General features: G+C 57.9%; 19 protein-coding genes and 2 pseudogenes. 8 read left to right on the top strand and 13 right to left on the bottom strand.

What is annotated here, in order from left to right; all coding sequences use genetic code 11:
• Nucleotides 1-221 precede the first annotated feature (221 nt).
• From VSR71_RS34410 to VSR71_RS34400, 3 genes are read left to right on the top strand one after another with little or no spacing between them, the layout of a single operon-like run.
• A complete protein-coding gene (locus tag VSR71_RS34410; RefSeq protein WP_147298483.1) occupies nucleotides 222-1,484 on the top strand; it encodes a site-specific integrase in 1,263 nt (420 codons plus the stop codon).
• Nucleotides 1,477-2,460, top strand: a complete 984-nt coding sequence (locus VSR71_RS34405; RefSeq protein ID WP_116330162.1) for a tyrosine-type recombinase/integrase — start codon at nucleotides 1,477-1,479, stop codon at nucleotides 2,458-2,460. The genes VSR71_RS34410 and VSR71_RS34405 overlap by 8 nt, the downstream gene beginning before the upstream one ends.
• Nucleotides 2,457-3,467 carry a site-specific integrase gene (locus VSR71_RS34400; protein ID WP_115684109.1) on the top strand — a complete coding sequence of 337 codons (1,011 nt, stop codon included), beginning with the start codon at nucleotides 2,457-2,459 and terminating at the stop codon, nucleotides 3,465-3,467. Before VSR71_RS34405 ends, VSR71_RS34400 begins: the two co-directional genes overlap by 4 nt.
• A 91-nt stretch (nucleotides 3,468-3,558) precedes the next feature.
• On the opposite strand, the gene VSR71_RS34395 is transcribed toward VSR71_RS34400, so the two are convergent.
• On the bottom strand, nucleotides 3,559-4,092 hold the full coding sequence (locus VSR71_RS34395; RefSeq protein ID WP_231942382.1) for a tyrosine-type recombinase/integrase: 534 nt from the start codon (nucleotides 4,090-4,092) through the stop codon (nucleotides 3,559-3,561).
• A gap of 25 nt (nucleotides 4,093-4,117) precedes the next feature.
• A complete protein-coding gene (locus VSR71_RS34390; protein WP_231942381.1) occupies nucleotides 4,118-4,381 on the bottom strand; it encodes a site-specific integrase in 264 nt (87 codons plus the stop codon).
• 609 nt (nucleotides 4,382-4,990) lie between these two features.
• Here VSR71_RS34390 and ltrA point away from each other — a divergent pair.
• Complete coding sequence (gene ltrA / locus VSR71_RS34385) at nucleotides 4,991-6,328, top strand: group II intron reverse transcriptase/maturase (protein ID WP_115684108.1); 1,338 nt, start codon at nucleotides 4,991-4,993, stop codon at nucleotides 6,326-6,328.
• 230 nt (nucleotides 6,329-6,558) lie between these two features.
• On the opposite strand, the gene VSR71_RS34380 is transcribed toward ltrA, so the two are convergent.
• The 5 genes from VSR71_RS34380 to VSR71_RS34365 all read right to left on the bottom strand — a co-directional run bounded on the left by VSR71_RS34380 (nucleotide 6,559) and on the right by VSR71_RS34365 (nucleotide 10,582).
• Nucleotides 6,559-7,659, bottom strand: coding sequence for a transglutaminase-like domain-containing protein (locus tag VSR71_RS34380; RefSeq protein ID WP_115684107.1), 1,101 nt, complete (start codon nucleotides 7,657-7,659; stop codon nucleotides 6,559-6,561).
• An 82-nt stretch (nucleotides 7,660-7,741) separates the two neighbouring features.
• Nucleotides 7,742-8,116, bottom strand: coding sequence for a hypothetical protein (locus VSR71_RS34375; protein ID WP_147298482.1), 375 nt, complete (start codon nucleotides 8,114-8,116; stop codon nucleotides 7,742-7,744).
• Between the two features lie 316 nt (nucleotides 8,117-8,432).
• Complete coding sequence (locus VSR71_RS35475) at nucleotides 8,433-8,609, bottom strand: C1 family peptidase (protein ID WP_368666651.1); 177 nt, start codon at nucleotides 8,607-8,609, stop codon at nucleotides 8,433-8,435.
• A gap of 937 nt (nucleotides 8,610-9,546) precedes the next feature.
• Complete coding sequence (locus tag VSR71_RS34370; RefSeq protein WP_342917834.1) at nucleotides 9,547-9,891, bottom strand: hypothetical protein; 345 nt, start codon at nucleotides 9,889-9,891, stop codon at nucleotides 9,547-9,549.
• A 40-nt stretch (nucleotides 9,892-9,931) separates the two neighbouring features.
• Complete coding sequence (locus VSR71_RS34365) at nucleotides 9,932-10,582, bottom strand: hypothetical protein (RefSeq protein ID WP_342917833.1); 651 nt, start codon at nucleotides 10,580-10,582, stop codon at nucleotides 9,932-9,934.
• Nucleotides 10,583-10,896: 314 nt separating this feature from the next.
• Between VSR71_RS34365 and VSR71_RS34360 the strand changes: the two genes are divergently transcribed.
• The 4 genes and pseudogenes from VSR71_RS34360 (at nucleotide 10,897) to VSR71_RS34345 (ending at nucleotide 15,345) form a co-directional block, all read left to right on the top strand.
• Complete coding sequence (locus tag VSR71_RS34360) at nucleotides 10,897-12,093, top strand: IS110 family transposase (protein ID WP_115683846.1); 1,197 nt, start codon at nucleotides 10,897-10,899, stop codon at nucleotides 12,091-12,093.
• Nucleotides 12,094-12,524: 431 nt separating this feature from the next.
• A pseudogene (locus VSR71_RS34355) lies at nucleotides 12,525-12,666 on the top strand (IS5/IS1182 family transposase); the annotation flags it as partial.
• A 130-nt stretch (nucleotides 12,667-12,796) separates the two neighbouring features.
• Complete coding sequence (locus tag VSR71_RS34350) at nucleotides 12,797-13,819, top strand: IS110 family transposase (protein ID WP_115683847.1); 1,023 nt, start codon at nucleotides 12,797-12,799, stop codon at nucleotides 13,817-13,819.
• 504 nt (nucleotides 13,820-14,323) lie between these two features.
• Nucleotides 14,324-15,345: pseudogene (locus VSR71_RS34345) on the top strand (IS110 family transposase).
• A 239-nt stretch (nucleotides 15,346-15,584) separates the two neighbouring features.
• On the opposite strand, the gene VSR71_RS34340 reads toward VSR71_RS34345, so the two are convergent.
• The 6 genes from VSR71_RS34340 to VSR71_RS34315 form a co-directional block, all read right to left on the bottom strand.
• Complete coding sequence (locus tag VSR71_RS34340) at nucleotides 15,585-17,084, bottom strand: hypothetical protein (RefSeq protein ID WP_147298464.1); 1,500 nt, start codon at nucleotides 17,082-17,084, stop codon at nucleotides 15,585-15,587.
• On the bottom strand, nucleotides 17,081-17,557 hold the full coding sequence (locus tag VSR71_RS35470; RefSeq protein ID WP_159373705.1) for a hypothetical protein: 477 nt from the start codon (nucleotides 17,555-17,557) through the stop codon (nucleotides 17,081-17,083). The genes VSR71_RS34340 and VSR71_RS35470 overlap by 4 nt, the downstream gene beginning before the upstream one ends.
• A 162-nt stretch (nucleotides 17,558-17,719) precedes the next feature.
• Nucleotides 17,720-18,436 carry a DUF6602 domain-containing protein gene (locus VSR71_RS34330; protein WP_115683850.1) on the bottom strand — a complete coding sequence of 239 codons (717 nt, stop codon included), beginning with the start codon at nucleotides 18,434-18,436 and terminating at the stop codon, nucleotides 17,720-17,722.
• A 5-nt stretch (nucleotides 18,437-18,441) separates the two neighbouring features.
• Complete coding sequence (locus VSR71_RS34325) at nucleotides 18,442-19,194, bottom strand: nucleotidyltransferase (protein WP_115683851.1); 753 nt, start codon at nucleotides 19,192-19,194, stop codon at nucleotides 18,442-18,444.
• A 69-nt stretch (nucleotides 19,195-19,263) separates the two neighbouring features.
• Nucleotides 19,264-20,046, bottom strand: a complete 783-nt coding sequence (locus VSR71_RS34320) for a hypothetical protein (protein WP_115683852.1) — start codon at nucleotides 20,044-20,046, stop codon at nucleotides 19,264-19,266.
• Nucleotides 20,047-20,197: 151 nt separating this feature from the next.
• On the bottom strand, nucleotides 20,198-20,370 hold a 173-nt coding region (locus tag VSR71_RS34315; protein WP_342917835.1), incomplete at its 5' end, for an H-NS family nucleoid-associated regulatory protein.

Genomic DNA, 20,370 nt, shown 5'->3' with positions numbered 1-20,370 from the left:
GCCTTTGCGACTGCCGGCGACTGGTACTTCCTGTGACTTTGACAAAGTAGTTCCCATCACTATTTGGTGGGAACTACTTTGGCTCCACTCTACTGAAGGGTACAGACGGTGCTGGCGACTCGCTTACTGGTGAGCAAGGCGTCTTGTTTGAACTACTGCACATAAAGTTTCATGATGGGCTCCTGGCGGCCATCGGGATCGCCTTTGTGAGGAGTTCGATCATGGAGAAGTCAACCCATCAAGTTTCAAGCCACCTGCCGTTGCAGCAGCTCGTCGTCGGTGCCGTGAGCGAGCTGGAGAGGCTAGGCTACAGCAGGAAATCGCTCTGGCGCTATCGTGTAGTCTGGCGTCATCTCATTGCGTTTTGTCAGGAGATGAGCCTGGGAGATGAGTACTCCCTGGAGCTGGCGAAACGGTTTTGCTCTACGTATCAAATTCGTGCTGACGAATGCCTGAACTCTGACCAGGGGTGGCGGCGGAATATCGTGGTTTCCCTCAAGGTTCTCGAGCGCTTTGCGCATGACGGGCACCTTGAGCGCATCGTCACCGACATGCAGAAGATACAGGTTCCCGCACCCATGAGCACGGCATTGCGCGACTATGAACTGTACTGCCAGGATCGCCGTCATCTTCGTACAACGACCCTTCGCGAGCGGACGCGGGAGATAGCGATATTCGCGGATTTCCTTGGTTCAAGGAATATCACGTCTTTTGATCAGATGCAGTCGGCCGATCTCTGCGCATTTGTGACCGCGCAACATCGCCTGTCGGCGAAGACAGTCTCGCGCATCGTTTCCGATGTCCGTTGCTTTCTGCGCTTTCTTCTGATGCGAGGAATTCTGCAGCAGGATCTCAGCCATGTATTGCCGGTGGTCCACGTTCCCCGCGATGCGACTATTCCGTCGGTCTGGGCCCCGGAAGTCCTGACCAGGCTGCTCGAAGCCGTTGATAGAACCTCGCCCAAAGGTAAGCGCGATTACGCGATCTTTCTACTTGCCTGTCGCCTCGGATTGAGAGTGGGCGATATTCGTGCACTATCCCTCGACGATCTGAAGTGGGATACCGCCACAATAGAGGTTAGGCAGTCGAAGACCCTCGCACCTCTTTGTTTGCCATTGACGGAGGAAGTTGGCGAAGCGCTGATTGACTATCTGAGATCGGGCCGTCCCCACTCGGATCATCGAGAAGTGTTCCTCACATTGAACGCGCCTTTCCTACCCTTCCGCGAAGCCGACAGCCTACATTGGATCGTCCGTCATTGGAAGGCCATGGCCGGGATTCACTTCAGGACTCCACAACGCTATGGTTTGCACTCGCTACGCCACACACTCGCGACACGATTGCTCCATGAACAGACGCCGTTTCAAGTCATCAGCGACATCCTGGGGCACGCGACGACAGCCTCGACGTTGATCTACGCTAAGACCGACGTGGAAACCCTCCGCACTGCCGCGTTGAACACCGAGGAGATGCGCCATGTCTAGTAGCAAATTCAAGGGCCAGTTCCGGAGCGCTGTCGGCTCACTCATGGAACAGTTCGTCCAGGAGAAACGGACGTGTGGGTACCGATATGATGAGCCAGCCCGCTTGCTGGCATGCTTTGACCGCTTCCTGAGCGATGAAGCGCTAATGGAATGCAAGCTGCCGCGCTCGATCAGCCACAAGTGGCTCGCCAAACGGCCCCACGAGAGCAAGGGCACCCACGATCATCGTATCTGTGCAGTTCGCCAATTTGCCCTGTTCATGTGCCGGTTGGGATATGCCGCTGATGTGCCGGATCGATGGCCGATGGCGAGGGGAGCGAGCAGCTTCTCTCCACGCATCCTGACACATGCCGAGATTCAGCGGCTGTTGCAGGCGGCTGACCAGCTTACACCGACAGCCCGATCCCCAATGCGGCATCTCATCATGCCGGAAGTGCTCCGGCTCCTGTATGGCTGCGGGCTGAGGATTAGCGAAGTGCTGCACCTGCGCGTGGCCGATGTGGACCTCGAACGGGGAATCCTGACGGTGCGTGATGGCAAATTTGGTAAGGACAGGCTCATCCCACCAGCCTTGCCGCTGGTACAGCGCCTTCGAACCTACGCACAAGTCATGGGCGATCGCCCGTCCGATGCCTACTTCTTCCCTTCGCCATCAGACGGCCCGCTGAGCCACCCGGCCATCTACTGGCTGTACCGGGAGCTGCTGTTGCGCTCCGGGATCCCGCATGCCGGCAGAGGCAAGGGGCCGCGCTTACATGATCTTCGGCACAATTTCGCCGTCCATGCGTTGCTGCGGTGGTGTCAGGAGGGAGCCAACCTCGACGTGAAGCTTCCGGTGCTGGCAACCTATCTCGGCCATCGCTCCCTCGCCGGAACGCAGTGCTATCTGCATCTGATCGCCGAACTGTTTCCGGAGATCACGGCGCGCACGAACGCCGCCTTCGGTGATGTCATCCCGCGCAGGAGCGGATCATGAAGCCGACGGATTTATCCATGCTCGTGACCAGCTTCCTGACGCACCATCTGGCCGCACAGCGCAACCTGAGCCCCAACACGATCAAGGCCTATCGCGACGTGTTCACCCTGCTGCTGCGATACTGTCGTGACGTGCGGGGAATCGCACTGGAGCGTCTGTCTCTGGCACAGATCGACGTAGGCCTGGTCGAGGCATTCCTTGATCACCTGGCCAACGAACGGCATGTTTCGGTCAGCACGCAGAATCATCGCCTCGCGGCATTGCACGCGTTCTTCCGCTACGTACAGTCGGAAGTACCCGAACGCCTGCTGCAGTGTCAGCAGGTCCTCGCGATTCCGCTGCGGCGACAGCCGCGCGCCAGCGTCGGTTACCTCTCCAGGGAATATCTTGCGCAGCTTCTCGCACAACCGGACCTGCATACGTCTGAAGGCCGTCGGGATGCAGTGATGTTAAGCGTACTCTATGACACCGGTGCCCGGGTACAGGAGTTGATTGACCTGAACGCCGGGGACGTGCGCCTGGATCCTCCACCGCAGGTGCGGCTCAGGGGAAAGGGTCGAAAGCTACGCGCCGTGCCGCTGATGGACTCGACAGTCGAGCTGCTACGCCAGCATCGACGCGATAACAACCTCGATCGCCCTGAACACACCGACAAGCCACTCTTCCAGAATCGGCAAGGCACACGGTTATCGCGCTCGGGCGTACGTTATCTCCTGCAAAAGTATGTGGTTCCTGTGCGGCGAAATCACCCCGACTTCACACAGCGGGTGAGTCCTCACAGTCTGAGACACACAAAGGGAATGCACCTGCTGCAGAGTGGCGTGCCGCTCGAGATCATCCGAGACTTCCTCGGCCACGTCGATGTGAAGACAACTGAGATTTATGCTCGCGCAAATCTTGAGATGAAGCGCAAGGCTCTCGAGAAAGCCACCGACGGTACGTCGCTTCCAAAGATCCCGTCCTGGCAGCAGAACAAGACGCTGCTCGAGTGGCTGCATTCACTGTAGGACTGCGGAGGTTGCGCACGCTGATTGTTGGCTGCGGGCCTCCCCATCCTGCCCAACTTTTATGTAGAGTTTCTACCACCGGAGACCTTTGCTATCGCCGGCTCGATTCGACACAGCACATAAAAACTTTCGGCCGGTAATAGCGTGCCGTCGTCGAGAGGGCGCGATGCCCCATCAGCAGCTGGATCCTGCGCACGTCGGTGCCGGTCTCGAGCAGGTGCGTGGCAAAGGCGTGACGCAGCGAGTGGGGCGTGATGGGCTTCTGGATCCCGCTGCGCTGGCGCGCGATCCGGCATGCCAGCCCTACCGCGGAACGGGTGATGGGGTGTCCGGACATCTCTCCGGGAAACAGCCAGTCCCGGGGATGAACCTCATGCCAGTACAGTCGCAGGATCTCGAGCAGCCGCGGCGACAGCATTACATAGCGGTCTTTCCTGTTCTTCCCCTGGTTCACACGGATGACCATCCGCTGGCTGTCGATGTCGGTGACCTTCAGATGGACGACTTCCGACACCCGCAGGCCGGCCGCGTAGGCGGTCATCAGGATAGTGCGCTGCTTGAGGCTGGCAACCGACTCGAAGAAGGTCGTGATCTCGTCCTGGCTCAGGATGACCGGCAGCCTCACCGGTCTCTTCGGGAGAGGGAAGTCCTCATCGCTCCAGTCGCGTTTGAGCGTCACGCGATAGGGGAAACCGCAGGGCGCCGATAGTTGGACCGAGGCTGCCGGGCGCCAGTTTGCGCTCTTCACGAAGATAGATGAGCCAGGCGCGGATCTCCTCGGGGCCGAGCGCCTCTGGAGAGCGCCGGAAGTGTCGGGCGAAATGGGAAACTTGCCGCAGATAGGACTTTTGCGTGTTGTCGGCGAGGTTGCGGACCTGCATGTCGTGCAGCATCCGTTGGCGGAGCGGGGTCATGACGGACCTCCTGGGAACAGCGAATGGAATGCCCGGTAGGGCACCTCCATCCTGCTCCCAGCCGCCTGCCCATCCCTTCCCGATGGCCCGGCACCAGGCACCGTCCTGATCGAACGCAGGCACTGACCTCCGCGTCCCTCGCACTACCGCGTCAGCGGTTTAGTGTACGCCCGTGATGGCGTGCCATTTGCAGGGTGAAAGTCCCTGTCGGAGTTGGCCACAGCTCCGTAGCTGAAGGTAACTGCGTCGTCGTGAGGCGGGGTGGGGAGTAACCGAAAGCGAACTGTCGGTCCGTAGGTTAACGAACCTGTTTCGGCGGGGTATGGCGGCGAGCCTGCACTAAAGTGGCGAAGCCTGGAAGTAACACAGCACGCTGTCGTGGCGGACAAAGCGGTGCGGTGGCGTACCACGTGTTTGAGGACGGAACGATGGGATGGTGGCACGAAGCAAGCGGGGAGACCTGCCGGCGAGGTGAACGCTGGCAGGAGTCAGAGTCCCGATAGTACTGCACACGGAAGAGTAGAGCCGTGGAGACCTGCGTCAGAGCAAAAGGCGCACTAGGGAAGCGGGGCAGGAAAGTTGATAGCAAAAGACCAGAAGGAAGCAGAGATGAAGATCGAAGCATCGCCAGTGTCGGAAACGACTAGACGAGATGCGAACGCGCTGGGAAGCTGCGTGCAGCGGAAATTCGCGTCAGCTTCAATCTGGACGGACGCTATGTTGGCTGCTCTACAAAACGGAGTTAAGGGAGGTAAATGGCACAGTCTGATTGACAAGGTGTTTCGCCTGGACTCGCTCGCGCTGGGATGGGCTCAGGTCGAGAAGAACGCCGGGGCGGCGGGGGTGGACCGCATGAGTGTGAAGCGATTCGCACAAGGGCGGGACCGCTATCTTGCTGAACTGGCGCATGCATTGCAGGATGGTAGCTATCGCCCGCAGCCGGTGCGGCGCGTCTACATACCGAAAGGCAAAGGACGTCGCCCGCTCGGTATACCCGCTGTGAAGGACCGCGTGGTTCAAGCGGCCCTGAAGCTGGTTATCGAGCCAATCTTTGAGCATGAGTTCGAGCCGAGAAGCTACGGTTTCCGCCCGGGCTTGGGTTGCAAGGATGTGCTGCGCGAAGTGGACCGACATGTGAAAGCGGGCTACTGCTGGGTGGTCGATGCCGACCTGCAAAGCTATTTTGACTCGATCCCACACCTGCCCCTTCTCGCGAGAGTGGCCGGGCGAATCTTGGACGGCCGGGTTCTGGAACTCATCCAGTCCTTTCTCAAGCAAGACATCATGGAAGACTTGACGCGTTGGACGCCGACTTCTGGCAGTCCGCAAGGGGCAGTTATCAGCCCCCTATTGGCAAATCTGTACCTGCACGAGCTTGATGTGGAAATGCGTCAGGCAGGGCTGGTCATGGTGCGCTATGCGGATGACGCCGTGGTGTTATGCCGCACACGTGAGGAAGCGGAAGCTGCGCTCACTCGCATGCGGGCTTGGGTGGATGCGAACGGCTTGACATTGCATCCAGGCAAAACCCACGTTGGGGATTGCCGGGTGGAAGGTCATGGGTTCGAGTTTCTCGGTTACCGGTTCGAGGCGGGACAACGGTGGGTGCGCAAGAAGAGTCTTATGGGGTTGCGGGATAAAATCCGGGCCCTGACCAAGCGTAACAGGGGCGATTCGATCGAGAGCATCATTGCGTCGATCAACCCGATCTTGCGTGGCTGGTTCGGCTATTTCCAGCACGCCCACCGCTACACCTTCTCGTCGGTCGACGGCTTTGTTCGTCGCCGTCTGCGAGCGATCTTGCGCCGACAGCTTCATCGTCCGGGGCAGGGTCATTGCCTTCGCGATCACACCCGATGGCCAAATGCCTTCTTCGCTAATCTAGGGCTGTTCACGATGTCCGAGGCCCTTAGATTGGCGCGCCAACCCCGATGCGGAAACAACTAACCGGAGAGCCCGTCGCGGGAAAACCGCACACCGGGTTCGGAGGGAGGGGACGGCGAAAGCCGTTTCCTACCCCTATACAAGGGCGTATCTTGGTCGCAGGCCAAGAACGTAGCTTAACTGCGAGGTAATACAAAGCTGCGATCTCTTTTCACAAGAAGCCCGTGGCACGTGTCTCGCGGCGGAATATGGCCGGGAAGCGGCCATATTCCGCATATTCTGAAATCCGGCATTTAGTAGCTGTATCCTGGACGCCGGTTTCCCGGGTACGGGGGGCTAATCACAAAATCGGCATATGGGTTAAGTTTGCCGTCTCCCCTTGGATCAGGCACTCCCCATGCTGGCGAGTTGGATCTCGAATCCATAGGATAATCGGCATCCATGACAGTCAATTGCTGTGCACCTGAAGACCGATATCTGGCAGCATTGTCGAAGGCATTCCAGAGCGCGTCCATATGAGTCCATTTGCCACCATTATTGAACTCTAAGCAAGCGTGCCCCACTACGCGTCCGCCTTGGGTCCATATCAGGAACTTAAGCCGGCTTTCAATTCCTATCGCGCGAAGATAGCTTATTTGGACAACGGCCCACTCGTCGCAAATTCCTCTGTAATTATTGGCATCCCTTGTCAACGTATCACGCAATGTAAATTCAGTGATGTTTCTAATCGTAGAATCATACCTGTATAATCGCTGAACGTTGGAAAATATTCTAAATGCCTTTTCTCGGACCGTGAGAGGCCCTGACGTCCACGCTTCCGCCTGCTGCTTAAAAAGATAAGGTGAGTGCACTTCATTTGTCGCAAGCCATTCATTAAAAATCGCTATTGGCTCGCTACTTTTGGCCTGAACCTCCACTTCTCCGTGAGCAGCTTCCTCCGCACCGGCCTCAGAAATCGACAAAATGTATTTCAGACCGTTCCTAACAAACTCAATTTTCCACGTGATGTCAGTGTAATCATCCCCATCAAAATTAACATAGGGAGAGATGGACGTTATTTCGCAACGATTGATCTTGTTACTTTGTATTGCAGCCCTTAGTAAACTATGCTTTGAGTTGCTTCTCAGCAAATCGAATTCTCTTACGCTAATAATGCTTTGATCTGCGGTGCACGTTTCGCTTGAATCATCGGCCAACAACTTGAATTTTATTCTTGCAGCGTAGGCCGTCAGCTCATCGTGGGATATTACGATAACGTCTCTCTGGTCGTTGGTATCGATTTCTGTTTCCCTCCAACTACTCGCTCCGTGTATTTTCAGCCAATCCAGAAACGATCTGTCATTAGCCAATACAGGATAACGTGCAAACAAATGGTAGATGTGGCTGAAGTTCATTTCAATCACCTCCTATGATGAGCCCACCGTAAGCGAATTGTACGAGTGCAGCCATGTATTTCGAAGACAATCAAAAATTAAACTAACTTCCCACGAAAAACCACTCTTCCACTGTTCTGTCATTCGGTTGGGCGACCCAAGCGCAGCTTAATGTCACGAAATGCCCGATAGCGGGGATTGGGGCTCTTAGATATATATACCGACCAATGCCGTCTGAGCAGCGATACATTACCGCTGCCGATGAAGCCTGGATGTTTAGACTCGATAGATCAAATTTAATGCGATCGCCAATCTTCAGAGTTTTTGCAATCAAAATTTGCTTGTAAACTCCGTGAGAACCAGATAGAGACAGGCGGACTTCGCTCTTATCGTCACATCCATCGTTGTTGGCAAAAATAAATGTGGTCGCTCTCGACATAAAGAGCGGATATCTTTGCTCGTCATTTTCATTTTCCATTTTTCTCACCATTTTCACTAGTTGAGCAAATGATTTTTTTCTTAGTCGAATTCTTTATTTTCACTCCAGAGTGACAGCACGACTATAGTAGATGCAAGGCTTTTGGAATTCTAGGTTTTCGCAGTTCAGCGCGAGCCTTTGGAGCATATAACCCCCCTTCCTATCGCCAAACCATCTGCGAAGCGATTGCAGCTAGATGGTTAGATTTCTCGATGAGGAGAACCGCGCCCTCACGCTCGGTCTCCGCCAAGAATGACGACGAAACCCCGAAAGATCGCGCTCCTCCGGGTTTTTCATTTTCGTTTAGCTTTGCCCCTTACCAACCGATCATCCCTACGTCGCTGTATAGTTCGAGATATTGGTAAGGGATCGTTCCGTATCCGCTGTTGCCCCAGAATGGACCCCAACTATTTTTGAACAGAAATCTTCCAGTACTGTTGTCCCATCCGCAGATGGCAATGCAGTGCCATCCAGCGGTATTTGGAGGAGACATTAGTTGTACGAATTCTGCGAGGAGGTTCGGAGACGGCATTGTTATATCGCCGGTCCACGGCCATGAGGCCCATACCACGGGGACGCTGGCAGAGACTACTTTCCGGCGGGCGAAAATCTGCTGTTGGATCGCGGTTGAGATAGGAAGACCGGGACTAGCCGGAGGGCTTGCTGGATTCTTGATGCCGGCTAAGATATTTGACCGTGGCCTGTTATATACGTAGCCAATCTCATTGAATCTGTAGCGCGCAGCACCTCCTAAGTCTGGAGGATTAACCCAGCACGTTTGAGCGGGATCGTAGGTCCAACGAGATTCGTCAACCGATCCTGGGGACCTAGATATTTGATATGCGTGAATTAGTGCAAGGCCTTCAGTGCAGTCGCCATAGGCCCTCTCGGCTTCGTGAGTGATTTGGGCTTCTGAAAGGTCACGTTGATAGATGTGTTCAAGGCATGCGGCAACGCAGAACGATGTGCACGATCCCTGACTACCTTGATCCTCAACGGCCGTCATCTCTGATCGAATTGAAAAGCTCTGCGGCAGTGGTGGCATAGCAACAAGCGGCCCAAGGGTTGCTTCGCCGATTCCTAACTTCTTGAATTCGGATTCTGTTGACTCCTTGAGAATAAGGTTGCGGGGCGGGAAATGATTAACCAAGGCCATTTTTCTTTCCTCCTCCCAGATTGAATGCAGCGGCTGCGTGCTGCCGGGATCAGCGCGAAACCCAAAGTTTGAACGTTAAATTAGAGTCGAGGCGTGCCGGTGAGAGTTAAATTGATTGAGCAGTAGTGCGATTATAAAAGCTACGTTTTATCCTCTTAAAATAACTGCCACGGCAATAAATTCTTCGTCGACGTTACCGTCCTTTACGGCCGCAAAATACTCCAACTTGCAATCATTTCAGAATTTCTGCAGAGAATTGGCTCGAACAATTGATTCACGAACCGCCCTTATTGATCGCGCCTTTGACTTTTTCGATTAGGTCCTTTGCAACATCGTCTTTATTTTTATCGAGCAAATCTGATGCATTCAGCAACAACCATGGGACGTTTCCCACTTCAACTACATATATTGTCGAAATCATACGGTTTTGCCCCATGGGTTCTCGAACGCCAGGAGTTCCCGTAGTCCACGGTGGGAGTGGCACAGTTTTTGGTGTAAAATCATCTTCGTATGTCTTGTATAAATACTTTGGCTTGCCTTCGGATTGGACTGTTCCGTTGGCATCAACTGATAATACTTCCGACACAAGTGATGTATCGATTGCTGCGGGAGCCACCATCCCCCTGTGCGCGTCTCGGTAGGTTATATCGGTGGTTAGCTTAAGGCTTAGCGCAACCATTCCGTCGGAACGTTTTAACGGTCGTTCGCTGAACAAAAAGTCGTATCGGCCGAATCATAATTATTTCCGGCTGCGCCGGATCGTAGCTGGCAATCCCAATATAATCTAGCAGCAGTGTGTCAGCTACATTCCTGTCGTCAGTTTTGTTTTCCTGGCTCAATTTACCGACTCGAGAGACTCTAAAGCAAGTGACGGATGGATTTTTACCATTGCCAGAGAGATTTTTGTAAAAATCATCGGGTTCTGACGAGATAGGCGAATTCGTGGAATATCTCTTTATCTCTGATTTTAGCTCGTCGCTGATCCCGGTAAGTGTCCATTGAATTAATTGGCCTATTCCCCATCCTATTAATGCAGCAGGTATCGCGGCGGCGCTCATCGCCTCATCAGGGGATTTTCCGCATCGCTCCGGTATTCTTTGTTTCTCGTCTTGCTCCCTCAAGTAATTGAAAGCTGGATCATCGCCAGTGGGAGAAGTTCGTTGTCGAACGACTGGATTTAGGATTTCCTTAGCTTCCTTTTGAGAGAAAAAGCGCATGCTTCCGATATCCGAAGTCGTGGTTGGTTGCGGAGATCCGCACGCCGCCAAGAGTCCGACAGGAATGAGGAGAATCGGGATCGATTTGCGCATCACATTTCCTATTGTTCTGTCTAAAGGCTAGGCCACTCTTGGAATGTCGATAACGATGAACACTCGCCTCACGCCAGATGGAGAGGCCGGGGCCGCGCAAGAAAATTTCTTTAAACATAGATGTAAGAAATTTTTCGCGCACTCATTCTAAAGTATGAGAGTTGTTAGATTTTTTTAATATCTCATGTAACAGTAAATGCAATTGACTTACCAAATGCGTCGATCGCTCTAGATCCTATGAATGAAGGCGGGTCGGTAACGCACGCAAAGCGATCCTAAAGTAAAGGTGCGACCCATTCACCTTGGAGCACGTCATGCAACCGACCCGTATCAATCATTCTATGCCCATAGAAGATGTATTGGCAGTGGCCCTGGAACTTTCGAGCGGCGCCTGGAAAATCGCCCTGCACGACGGCAAACGAGAGAAGCCTGCGATCCAGACTGTAGCTGCAAAAGTTCCGGCACACCGCTTGGACGAAGCGATGCAAGCGATCGAGAAGATCAAAACGAAATGGGGACTTGGACCTGACGTGCGCACAGTCGTATTGTACGAGGCTGGTCAGGACGGCTTCTGGATCGAGCGGGCGCTTTCGAAGCTGGGATACGAAGTGGTGATCTGCGACGCGGCCAGCATCCCGGTGGAGCGGCACGCACGGCGGGCCAAGACCGACCGGCTCGACGCGATCAAGCTGGTGTTGTGCCTGCGCGCCTGGCTGCGCGGCGAACATGACCGCATGCACGTGATTCGCGTACCGGCCGTTGAAACCGAAGCGCAGCGCCACCTGGTACGCGACCGGGGCGAACTTCAAAAGGAAGCGCTACAGCACCGTGACCGGATCCGCAAGCTGCTGCGAACAGTGGGTTGCTGGCAAGAGGTCGAAGGCGATATCGCAAAGCGGCTAACAAAGGGAGAAATCTCCTGCTACGACGGCGCGGCAATCCCTGCGCAGTTGCATGCGCGCCTGACCCGGGAGCGTCAGCGCCTAGCCTTAGTCCAGCAGCAGCTCGCTGCACTGGAAAAAGACCTGGTCAGGCAATTGCCAGAACCCGCACAAAAGCGCATTGCCGACCTGCAACGGCTCAAGGCAGTCGGCCAGGTCGGCGCGACACGACTGGTGCTCGAGCTGTTCTGGCGTAGCTTTGACAACCGCCGGCAGGTGGGCGCCTGTGTTGGCTTGACGCCGCAGCCGTACGACAGCGGCGAGAGCCGGGTTGACCAAGGGATCAGTAAGCAGGGCAACCGGCGCGTGCGTTCTCTGCTTATTGAAATGGCGTGGCTCTGGTTACGCTATCAGCCCGGCAGCGCCATGACGCAATGGTACGTGCAGCGCACCCAAGGAAATAGCCAGAACAAGCGGGGCAAACGCATCGCCATCGTCGCGGTGGCGCGACGGCTGGTCATCGCTCTGTGGCGATATCTAACGCATGGAATCCTGCCCCAGGGAGCGCTACTGAAAAACAGCAAGACCACAGGATTCAAACGTTCAGCCGGCGAGGAGGCAGCAGTTTGAAGGAATGGCGGCAACGCTCGCATTAGCCGTTGCTGTCCGTCGTATCGCAAGTCAGTTCGAAGTAGACAAGCCCGTGCGGCCTGCTGGTTGCAAACGCAACCGACACTACTAGATGGGGCTTGTCGCATCAAGGTCGCCTAAAGCGCAACGCGCATACAGGATTGGGCTGGGCAAATACCAGCGGATAGAAGTTGGTGGGACGTCGAAGTCTCACGTAAAGATGACCGGGAACTTTGAGACTGGTGAGCAACAGCGACAGACGCGCTGTGGTAAGCGCGAGCTTGATTAAGGAAGTTGGATCAATTTGCGGAAATTCTTGCCTTGCCTTCTGACTCATCATAGAAGCAGGCCGCTGAAATACCTCAAGCGGACGTCAGCGCGACGACTAACTAAAGGGTTGATTTGAGGACCCACCATCCAACCCTACTTTCATGCGCGGCGCAGACACCTTCACCGAAAGTTTGTTCACTATGCGGAGGCCCGATGAATTTCGTGCCGAAGTCCCACCCGCTGCGCTCAATCCGCATCATGGCCAACCATGCGCTGGTGAAGACGGACCGGTTGTTTGCGAGACCACGCCAAAACGGGGTCATCGAATGGAAGGGACTTCCCCGTCCCGAGGTTGCGGCGGAAGCCGCCAGTTGGCACCGACGTGCCATGATCGCGTGTTGAAGCTGCATCACAACCAACGAAGGGGAAGTCCATGGCTATCGTTACCGTTGGAATTGATCTCGCCAAGAACGTATTCGCCATTCATGGCGTCGACGAGGCCGGCAAGGCCATGCTGGTCAAGCCGAAGGTCGCACGCGATCAGCTGGTGCCGCTGATTGCGCAGTTGCCGCCTTGCCTAATCGGCATGGAAGCTTGCTCCGGCGCGCATTACTGGGCGCGGCTGTTTCGCCAGCACGGACACACGGTCAAGCTGATGTCGCCGAGACTGGTGGCGCCTTACCGGATGTCCGGCAAACGCGGCAAGAATGACGCAGCCGACGCGATGGCCATCTGCGAGGCGGTGACGCGGCCGAGCATGCGCTTTGTGCCGGTCAAGGACGAGCACCAGCAGGCAACCCTGAGCTTGCATCGAACCCGACAGGGATTTGTAGAAGAGCGGACAGCTACTTACAACCGCCTGCGGGGGTTGCTAGCCGAATTCGGTGTGGTATTGCCGCAGAAGCCGGAGCGACTGCGCAAGGAGATCGGCCCCCATCTGGAAGCCTTGCCCGGCTGGGCGAGTCGATGCATCCAGGACCTGCTGAACCATGCGGGCAGGCTGGAAGAGATGCTGGACGAGTATGATCAAGCTATCAGCGAGATTGCCCGTGAAGACGAACGCAGCAAGCGCCTGATGCAGCTGCGCGGGGTCGGGCCGACTACGGCTAGTGCCTTGGCGGCAAGCATCGGGGCGGGACACGACTTCAGAAACGGCCGCCAATTGGCGGCTTGGATAGGGTTGACGCCGGGACAGCACAGCAGCGGTGGCAAACAGCGCTTGGGCAGCATCACCAGAGCCGGAGACGCTTACTTGCGTACGCTGCTGGTACTCGGAGCTCGCGCGGTCATGGCAAATCTGGGCGACAAGCAGGATCGATATAGCCGCTGGGTCAGAGACCTGATAAAACGCCGCGGTTACTGGCGAGCAGCCGTCGCCATTGCAGCTAAGAACGCGAGAATGGCGTGGGCCATGCTGAAAATGGCGATGCCTTCAAACATGCGTAAGCGCAGATAACTCGATCAACCAGCTTTCAAAGAGCTACAGCGGAACTCACGAACACTTGCACTGCCAGCGTTGATGTGAAGCGGGTTGGACCCGCGCGAGGCATACCTGGGAAAGTCAGGGGACACCAAGCCCGATAATCGAACGAGGCCCTCGCGCGCGTCTTACATCAGGGTCCGGGCCAGCGGCCCACTATGACCGTTTGTAGTACTGCAGTCCTTCACCTCCTCACACACGCTTAGCAGGCAAATTCCGCATGCAAAGGAATCTTATTGACGCCTTGCGCCAACGGGGAAGCCCTTGTAGTACTTTCCGTGAAAAAAATGGCGGTAGCGGACCGTAGACCCGCCTGTAGCAAGGCTTTCCGGCGCAATAAATCTCGCGCCGTCGGACAATTTGTATGTTCTTGATAGATAAGCCCTTGTCTGTACATACCGCCAGAAAATACTGAGATGGACCCGACGCCTCCCTTCGGTGGACACTGTCGACCTCAACCTGACACGTGGGGGTTTCATCATGGAAATCGATATCCTTGGCATCGATCTCGCCAAACGAGTGTTCCAGCTGCACGGCGCTGACCACCGCGGACGGGCCGTACATCGAGCGAAGGTCTCCCGTGGTTCGCTCCTGGAAGCAGTTCGCACGCTGAAGCCGAGGGTGGTCGTTATGGAAGCTTGCAGCACCGCTCACCACTGGGCACGACGCCTCCAGTCGCTCGGCATTGAAGTCCGACTGATCAGTCCACAGTATGTCTCGCCGTCAAGACGAACAAGAACGACCGCAACGATGCGGAAGCGATCGTCGAGGCCGCCAGCCGGCCCGCCATGCGCTTCGTTACAGTCAAGTCGGTCGAGCAACAGGACATCCAGGCCGCACACCGCATGCGCGCAATTCTACTCCGCCACCGTACCGCCATGATCAACCAGATGCGAGGCCTGCTCGGCGAGCGGGGACTCACGATTTCGCGTTCACCCGAGGCGTTCAAGCGGGCCATCCCGGAACTGCTCAGCAAGAGCGCCGACGAACTGACGTCGTTCTGCCAGGCGCTGCTGACTGAAATGCTGCAGCACCTGCAGGCGATCGAAGCGCGCGTCCATCTGATCGAAGCATCGATCCAGTCGTTCATGAGGCGATCCGCGCTGTGCAAGAAGATCGCGGAAGTGCCGGGTATTGGTCCGATTACTGCCACTGCCATGGTCGCGGCTGTCGGCGACGCGAAGCAATTCAGGAACGGCCGACATCTAGCGGCTTGGCTTGGACTCGTGCCACGCCAGTATTCCTCGGGAGGGAAGCCTCGTCTGCAAGGCATCAGCCGGCGCGGTGACACCTACCTGCGGACACTGCTCATCCACGGCGCCCGGGCGGTCTTGCGCTACGCAACCAGAAAAGCCGATCCGCAAAGTGTCTGGCTGCAGCAACTGATTGCGCGGCGGGGGCACAACTGCGCGGCGGTCGCGCTGGCCAACAAGAACGCGCGCGTAATCCAGGCGCTGCTCAGCAGCGACTCGACCTATTTGATGCGAAGCGCGGCAGCATAATCCGAGAAGATTGCTTGCAAGGAGGGAGATACCCACGCAGGTTTGCGAAGCTTCTCAAAGCGATGACGAAATTGGTTGAACCAGCATCCTGAAGCCTGTTTTCCGTGCCGGCTGCCACGTTTGGCGAGCCGTGAAAATGCTAAGGATAGGATGCGCGGATCTCATCGAGGCTGCGGGCGTGCTTCGGCAAGCGCCCATATCAAGCAAGCCGGATACATGCATGCAGACCGTTTCGAACATCACGAACAAGAAGCTTGCAAAAGGCGTCGGGTCCATACATGCACGGATAGTACGAGGACCCCTAGATAGGCGCCGCCAGCCGTACTCCACGGAATGACTCGCTTTGCTGCAAAGCAGCGCTGCGGCGGTCCCCTAGATCGACGAGTGCGTCGAGCACCTGAAGCAGCTTTCGCGCCAATGCCGTCGGCAGAGCCGAGAGGATGTTGCCGGTCCGCATGCGCCTGCACTAGGGCCGCAATGGTCGCCAGGATGGCAGTACCCTTCCAGGCCGAGGGAAGACGGTTGTCGACGATCTGCGCCAAGACTTGGTCGGCAAATGTGTCAGCCGAGTAGGCGCTGCCGGCACGCTCACACAGGGCGAGATATTGACTGGCCACGTAAGGATTCCAACCTGCCTGGCGAACCATGCGGTCCACTAGCGGCATCACTTGCATCAGGTGATCCCAACGGCCATTGGCGAAGCGCGCGGACGCCGGCGCTCGCTCCACGCTCACGAACAGCAGCGACTTTACCAACCGGGGAAGGTCGAAGCCGCCGAGCCGACCATCGCTGTAGCGCGATCGCCTCAGGTCGCGATGCTCCAAGGTTCGTGCAAGCACGGCCTGCAAGAGCTGCAGGGTGCCGTCCTGAATCAACGGGGCATCCAGCACGTCAGCGCAGACTACCGTTTCGGCGAATGGCGCCAGCACCTGCATCGCGAGCTCATCCGGCTGCTCCAGCAATGGCCGCAACAACCGGTCGTGCATCTCTGTCGCGGATACGTGCGGCGCGACGAGGGCCAAGGACTGCCCGAGCTGGTGCTGCCACTCGAACAGATTCGCATTACCGCGCTCTCGTCCTTGGCGCCGGTCGGTTCGCCAGGATGGATTGAGCGTGTCAAGCGTCCATGCCACGAGCGCCTCCAGCGCGTCGAGATACAGGGCGCGCGCTTCGGGGTTCATCAAGATGGCGGCCACAGGCACCAGCTCCAGGACCTTCGCGGCGTACTGGCTGTGCCACAATGCCTCCGAGTGCTCCCACCCCTCGCCGTCGGTCGCATTGCGGTGTCGCCGTGCACCCGGTGACGTGCGAACCCAGGAAGGAAACGGCTGCACCCAAGGTGTCAATGCGCCCACCGCCTGATACTCGCGCAAAGACTCGGCCATCGCCGCATTGCGACGGGACTCTGCCGCCTCCCTTCGCGCCTCAGGCGTCGGTAGGTAGGGGCTCCGCGGCAAGAGCTGTGCCAGCCGCAGGCCGAGGTTCAGTCCCGACCAAGCAAAACGCAGGTCGCGCTCCCAGCACGAAGCTACTGCCGAAAGCGCAACCAGCGACACGGCTTCAAGCGGGTGGGCCACTAGCCGATATAGCGCTTCGCCGTCCAACGGTTGTCGATGACCAGTCCGAATTCGCGCAGCGAGCGCGTGCGCGACAAAGATTTGCGGGTGCCAGGGAATCACGGACCCCCGGGATATGTCCTCGGAGACTTCGTCTGCCGCTGTGCGATAGCGATCGATCATCGCCGCCGCCCATTGTGAGTGCGTCGCGACGTCGGAATAACAGATGATGGCCGCGGCGGTACAGCGATGGCGCCATCGGTGTACCCACCGTCCGGCATCAGCGACTGCAACTCTCCGGCAGCCTGCGCTGCCGACAGTTCCGCGGCGCGACCAAACGCTTCGTCGTGCGCGAATCCCGGTGCCCACTGCCCCGAGGAAAAGCACTTCTCTACCCAAAGCCACAGCTCCACTTCGCGGGAGATCTGCGCATGACGCTGCCGCGCAGCCTGGACCTCGGGAGCGTCGTGTCGGGCGCTGTTCACCGAGACTTGGACGACGTCATCGCGTCCGGGCAACGGGCTCGCCGAGTAGTTCTCGACACGACCAAACTCGGACCACAGCTCGGCGGTATGGCGAAGCTCCGCCACATGTTCCGCGTCATTTGCATCGTCCTGGTAACGCTTGTTCTCAGCTCTGAGGCGCGATAGCTCCATCTGCTCCGGCGTCACCGCCTTCGCCCCGGCACCGCCCAGCTTTTAGCCGTGAGCCGGCCGTCCTAGTCCTGGAAGGACGCCAGGCCCGCGCGCAGGTTCAGCTCGTTGTCGTGCATGGAATTTCCTTCGTCCAAATCGATCGCTGCGCTTCCTGAACGAAATTCAGAGATGCTCCATGTATGCACGGAAGTCGACCGGCGCCACGGTGCCGACTCGCTGCAGCCGCAACAGCAGCGCAAACAGGAAGAAAGCCAGGGCCGTCTCGGCACCGCGGCAATCGATGGTGTCACCTTCACGGTGAAAGGCGCCGGCGCTCGCCACGCAGCCGAGCTCAAGCGCGTGCGCATCGGTCAGCGCGGTCATCGTGGTCTGGAACGGTTCGCCAAACGCTGGGGTCCACGCCGCGTGGGTACATAGCAGACCCGCCAGAATGGGAATCGGCGGCTTCGCCGGTGTCTCGCCACGGATATCGACGGTGGTGGCGCTGGTACGGTAGAGGCCGCGTACCGAAGCCGCCTTGGCTCCGGCGTACTCCAAGTGCGACTTGTCCAGGGTCTGCTTCACCTCGAATACCGCGTACACCGCCTCGGCCGGCACGTACCGGAACGCCTCGTGCTGCATCACTAGGTGGCTGTACTGCCGATCGTAAATGACGACGTCGATCGAGTCGCTACATTGGCCGCGGCTGTCGATCACCGTCGCCTTGTCGACGCGGTACCGCTCCGGCAGATGCTGCCGGAGCATGGCAAGCCAGTTCGCTTCGACCATGCCGCCTTTGTCACCAGGGTGCCGGACGGTCGCGCGGGCAAGCTCCAGCTCCCCCGCCAGCTTGCCTTGCAGGCCCGCGAACAGTTGCTTCAGGTCTACCGCATTGGCCATGGCAATCACCAGACGAAGTTGTTGTAGTAGGGTTGGGCGCGCGCGACGCCGGCCGCCCGGGCGATCGCCTGCTTTTCGGCCTGGGTCAACTCTTCCGAGATGCAGTTATTGGTATTGGCGGGATCCATGACGCGGCGGGTCACCAGTTGGTCACGCAACCAATCCAGTGCCAGCGAGAAGTTGACGGCCAGATTCCCGACCCGGCGTCCACGCAGCGCCTCCATGACACACAGTTCGAGGTAGAACGACGGGAAGTCCAGCTTCGCCAGATGTCGCCATAGCTTGACAAGCCGGATCTCATCCAGGCGCCCGGACTGTTGCACCGTATTGATATGGAGTTGCACGTTGGTCTGCCGCCAGGTTCCCGCCCTACGGTGATAAAGCCAGTGGTAGTGCTGGTAGCCCGGTTGCTGCCGGCCCGGCACCAGGTCGACCGAGAGGCCACCCACCATCACCCCGATCGAAACATTCTGCTGGCGCGGGTTCCAGCCCCATCCTTGGGCGGCCTGATACAGCTTGCCGAAAATCGCTTGCAAAGTCTCGGGCGTCTGCGGGGAGAGCGAGATGAATAGATCCATGTCGGTCGAGCAGGTGTTGGCCGTGCCTTTGGCCATGGACCCCGAGTACGACACGCCGGCGAGGTACTGCCCCGCCCACTGAGCGATGGAGGGATAAATCAACTGCTCGGCTACTAACTGTGCTTGCGCCGCGTCCACGCGGTACTTGTGCAGCAAGCCGGCGAGATACTGGTCTGCCATCGAATCCCCTCATGAATGTGTAGCGGCCGCATGCCTCCGTTGCCTACAGCTTGCGCGAGGCCTCCGGACTCAGCGGATCGTCAGCGTGCGCACGAAGAGCTCGGCCCACTTCAGCGCGTCAAAGACCAGCGTCTTCAGCACCGGTTTGGTGCCATGCACGTCGCCCATCTGCGAGCGCAGCGTCTGCATGACAAAGGCGCCCTGATTCAACGCGCCCCGGAAGTTCTGGCCAAACGGCTTCAGCATGGCATCCGGCCAACCCAGCTCGCGCAGCGGCGTGTCGAGATCGACCGTCGCTTGCAGCGCGCGGTTGCAGCCCTCCTGGAACGAGGCCTTGCGCGGATCGCCCAAAGCATGCCGGGCATAGACCATGGCCACGGCAGTGTCGACCGCACCGCAGGCCGCCGAGACCGCACCGCCCAGGTCGCCATCGCGCAAGCGCTGCCCCGCCTTCAGCAGATCCGCCCGCGGCTCGGCGGGCAACTGCGCGAGCTCGGCGGGATCAAAGAGCTCCAGCGCCACCAGGTGGTGGTCCGCGATGCCCCAGCCGTGCCGTGCCAGGTCATCCGCGAGTGGCTCGCTTAGATTCGGGCGACGGGCCAGCAGCAGTTCCGTCATGAACCTCACCACGACACCTTGTTCGGCATCGGGCATGCGCGCCAGCTCGCCGTCCAGGGCCGAGAGCAGCTGACCTTTGGTGGCGCCATTGCCCTGCGCCGTGGACCGTTGATGCAGGTGCGCCAGCGCGCCCATGTTGACCCCGGCGTGGCCGGCAATCTCCTTGATGTCGTCGAACGTTTCGTCGCGCAGATAGGCGCGCACGGTGCCCCAGGCCAGATGCGGCTTCGCCATGTTGTAAGTCCTTGCTTTTTGCTGCTATCGGTGCTGGACCATTTTAATAACAGTTATCGGCAAAGGAGAAGTGATGCAAGAAAGCCGCCCGGAGGCGCCTTGGATCGCGACTAACTGTCGCCGCATGCGGAAGCAGGGATAGCCGGCAGTGCTACCCGACCCGAAAGAACTCCACACTCTGCCCCGCATTGACCGCCCGCTGCAGCCAGTCGGGCATCTCGCCCTGCCCGTCCCATTTCTGTCCCGCAGCGTTGCGGTAGCAGACCGCCGGCGGCGGCGCGGGTTGGGGTGGAGGCGGAGGCGGCGGCTCGGGTGGGGGTGGCG

It is taken from the genome of Cupriavidus oxalaticus, assembly GCF_038900635.1.
In the GTDB taxonomy this organism is placed as follows: Bacteria; Pseudomonadota; Gammaproteobacteria; order Burkholderiales; family Burkholderiaceae; genus Cupriavidus; species Cupriavidus oxalaticus_B.
Note: the sequence above shows the minus strand (reverse complement) of the source record. Positions and strands in the feature narration are given on the sequence as shown.